The organism is Candidatus Palibaumannia cicadellinicola (genome assembly GCF_001269425.1).
GTDB lineage: Bacteria > Pseudomonadota > Gammaproteobacteria > Enterobacterales > Enterobacteriaceae > Baumannia > Baumannia cicadellinicola_A.
The window spans coordinates 1-3,465 of sequence record NZ_CP011788.1; the positions used below are offsets into that span (position 1 = coordinate 1).

The window sequence follows — 3,465 nt, forward strand, 5'->3', positions numbered from 1 at the left end:
TTAAATAGAGAAATAAATATTTTGAAAAAAATAGATAAAAAAATAAATGAAATAGAATTTTTTATAGCAGATGAATTAGAAATTCATAGCTTTCGTAATGAAATTGCTAGTATGGAACATCCTTTTTTTGCTTTAAAAGGTGGGGATAAAAATATTAGAAAATATATTAATGGTAATATTAATATTACTATTAAACCTACTGTTGATGGGATAGCTACTATTTTTGATAAAGATATTTGGATTTATGCTATTTCAAAATTACAAGAAGCTATGAATTATGGCTTAATTATAAGTCGTACAGTATATTTTACTCCTTATAATTTTTTTTTAACTACTTCTAGAAATACTAGTGGTAGATCTTATTCTGAATTAAGAAAAACATTATCTAGACTTAAAGGTACAATAATTGAAACAAATATTTTTTATAAAGATAAACAAGAAATTGTTGGTTTTGGTTTAATTGATAGTTGGAGAATAATTAAAAATACAGAAGGTAATTTTAAATATGGAATGATTGAAATTACTTTACCTTATTGGTTATATCAATCGTTATATAAAAGAAAAATTTTAAAAATAAGTTCAGATTATTTTAAAATTAGAAAAGCAATAGATAGAAGAATTTATGAAATTGCACGTAAGCATTGTGGAAATCAAAAAGAATTTATTATATCAATTGAAAAATTATATTTAAAAACAGGAAGTACATCTTTATTAAAGATGTTTAGACATAATATAAAACAATTAGCTAAAAAAAATAACTTACCAGAATATAATATATATTTTAATTTAATTAAAGATCAAGTTTTATTTCAAAATAAAAAAAGCCTCAGTTTGAACTAAGGCTTTTTAATTTTAAATTAATTTAATTTATTTAAATTTTCTTTTACTTCAATATTAATTTTTTTAGGTTTTTCTTCTTCAGGAATAAAATAATTAAATTTAAGTTGTAATAAACCTTTATCTAAATTTGCTTGTTGTATATTAATTTGATGTTCTAAATTAAAACTTAAAGAAAAAGATTCTTTTTTAATTCCTTGATGTATTATTTTTATTTTTTCTTCAGAAGATGTTAAATTTTTATCTATTTTTCTTTTTCCGTTTATAATTAATTGATTATTTAATACAGATACTTCTAATTCATCTTGAGAAAAACCAGCAACATTAACTATTAATTCATATTCATGTTTGTTATGTTGAATTAAATTATATTCTGTTGTTTCATTAATAGGTTTTTCTCCAGTTAATCTACTAAAAAGATTATCTATTTGCGTAAAACGATCTGAAAAAATATCATCACTAAACGCAGGAATAATTGATAGAGAACGATAAGCCATATTTATCCTCCATTAAATATGTTAATTTCACATATAATTTTATATTAGATTAAAAAAGAAAAAAAGCAAAAATAATTAAAATTAATTTAAAAAATATTTGTTGAAATAAATTTTTATTTTTGTTGACTTTCATTAATTATATCAAATATACCTTTAATTGAACCTATAAAATTTGAAGTTTCTAATGGAAGCATAATAATTTTATTATTATTAGATAATCCAATATTTGATATAGCTTCAGTATATTTTTGTGCAATAAAATAATTAATTGCTTGAATGTTTCCTAAATTTATTGCTTGTGATACAATTTTAGTTGCATGAGCTTCAGCTTCTGCTGAACGTTCTCTAGCTTCAGCTTCTAAAAAAGCAGATTCTTTTTCTCCTTCTGCTTTTAAAATTTGTGATTGTTTTTCTCCTTCTGCTTTTAAAATTGCTGCTTGTCTTATTCCTTCTGCTTCTAAAATATCAGCACGTTTTGTTCTTTCTGCTTTCATTTGTGCATTCATTGAAGATATTAATTCTGTTGGTGGTTTTATATCTCTTATTTCAATACGAGTAAATTTTATTCCCCAAGAATTTGTTACTTCTTCAACAATTAATAATAATCTATTATTAATATTATCTCTTTGTGAGAGTATTTCATCTAATTCCATAGAACCTAATACAGTTCTAATATTAGTCATAATTAAATATATAATTGATTTTTTTAAATCATTTATTTCATATGCTGCTTTCTGTGAATTTATAACTTGTATAAAACAAACTGCATCAATAGTAACATTTGCGTTATCTTTTGATATAATTTCTTGTGAAGGTATTTCTATTAATTGTTCCATTATATTAATTTTTTTTCCAATTCTATCAACAAAAGGAATAATAATATTTAATCCTGGTGTTAATAAACGTATATATTTTCCAAATCTTTCAACTGTCCATTGAAAACCTTGTGGAACAATTTTAATTGAATTAATAAAAAATAAAATATTTAAAATAATAAAAAATAAAATAATTGTTAACATATAATTTTAACTAAATTTAGTTTAGTATCCATAATTTATTAAATTCTTGTGTATAAATATTAGCAATATCTGGTCTATTATAAATTATAATAATATTTTCTGCATTATATTTTTCTGCATTTTTTGTATAATTAAAAGATCCTGTTTGAATTATATTATTATCTATAATCATAAATTTATTATGCATAATTTTATATTTTTTTATAAGATGAATATAAAAATTATTTTTTTAAAAAAATTTAAATTTGATTTTTTATTTTTAATATTTGTTTTTTATCTAATAAAATTCTTATTTTAATTTTATTAAATTTTGCTTTTTTTAAAGCTTTTGCTATATCTATATCAGTAAACGAATAAGCTGCAATATCTATTGATTTTTTAGAATTATTAATTAATTTTAAAATTTCTTTTTTTGTTTGATTATTTGGAGAAAATAATACAATTATATTTGTATTATGTAAATTATTTACATAAAAATTATTTATTTTACATATAATTGTATATGTAATTAAAAAAAGAAAAAAAGCAAAAATAATTAAAATTAATTTAAAAAATATTTGTTGAAATAAATTTTTATTTTTGTTGACTGTTCTCATATAGGTTAAAACTGCTTCTAAAGCTTGTTAAACAGATTTTAAATTATTTATCTAGGAATACTAACATTAGTGAATGATCGTTTAATGTAGGTACTTTATATTGCGTTAGATTGATGTGTTTTGATTTTATTACATACCCGCTCTTCGCAAGATAAGCTTTTAGCTTATCGAGAAAGCGGGATTTTTTTAAAGACAAAAAATTTCAGTAATTCTTATAAATAAATAAAATATTAATAATAATAATTTATTTTTTTATTAGTTAAAACAGTTACAGCTTTTTTTTTGAAGCTTTAAGCTAGATCCCATCTGATGTTTTAAAAAAACAAAGTTTTTAAATCACGATAAAAAGTTTTTAAATCACGATTTTTTGGTTTAACTAAGAAAAGTTATCCACATGTTATCCACATGTTATCCACATGTTATCCACATGTTATCCACATGTTATCCACATGTTATTTATATAATATTAGTTTACTAATTATATATAAATAAAATTATTTTTAACAAAATTATTAT

5 protein-coding genes are annotated in these 3,465 nt (G+C 20.3%); 1 reads left to right on the forward strand and 4 read right to left on the reverse strand.

What is annotated here, in order from left to right; all coding sequences use genetic code 11:
• Positions 1-21 precede the first annotated feature (21 nt).
• Entirely contained in the window at positions 22-840 is an 819-nt protein-coding gene (locus tag AB162_RS02890) for a replication initiator protein A (RefSeq protein ID WP_260080738.1), read from the forward strand.
• Positions 841-857: 17 nt separating this feature from the next.
• On the opposite strand, the gene AB162_RS02895 is transcribed toward AB162_RS02890, so the two are convergent.
• From AB162_RS02895 to AB162_RS02905, 4 genes are all read right to left on the reverse strand, one after another.
• On the reverse strand, positions 858-1,334 hold the full coding sequence (locus AB162_RS02895) for an Hsp20 family protein (RefSeq protein ID WP_053097416.1): 477 nt from the start codon (positions 1,332-1,334) through the stop codon (positions 858-860).
• Between the two features lie 113 nt (positions 1,335-1,447).
• Entirely contained in the window at positions 1,448-2,353 is a 906-nt protein-coding gene (locus AB162_RS02900; RefSeq protein ID WP_053097418.1) for an SPFH domain-containing protein, read from the reverse strand.
• Between the two features lie 16 nt (positions 2,354-2,369).
• Positions 2,370-2,540, reverse strand: coding sequence for a phospholipase D-like domain-containing protein (locus tag AB162_RS02950; protein ID WP_082239296.1), 171 nt, complete (start codon positions 2,538-2,540; stop codon positions 2,370-2,372).
• A gap of 52 nt (positions 2,541-2,592) precedes the next feature.
• Positions 2,593-2,949 carry a phospholipase D-like domain-containing protein gene (locus tag AB162_RS02905; RefSeq protein ID WP_053097420.1) on the reverse strand — a complete coding sequence of 119 codons (357 nt, stop codon included), beginning with the start codon at positions 2,947-2,949 and terminating at the stop codon, positions 2,593-2,595.
• Positions 2,950-3,465 lie beyond the last annotated feature (516 nt).

Excerpts from the sequence above, each read along its gene's own strand:
- AB162_RS02895 (WP_053097416.1), bottom strand. The coding sequence starts at position 1,334 with ATGGCTTATCGTTCTCTATCAATTATTCCTGCGTTTAGTGATGATATT.
- AB162_RS02900 (WP_053097418.1), bottom strand. The coding sequence starts at position 2,353 with ATGTTAACAATTATTTTATTTTTTATTATTTTAAATATTTTATTTTTT.
- AB162_RS02950 (WP_082239296.1), bottom strand. The coding sequence starts at position 2,540 with ATGCATAATAAATTTATGATTATAGATAATAATATAATTCAAACAGGA.
- AB162_RS02905 (WP_053097420.1), bottom strand. The coding sequence starts at position 2,949 with ATGAGAACAGTCAACAAAAATAAAAATTTATTTCAACAAATATTTTTT.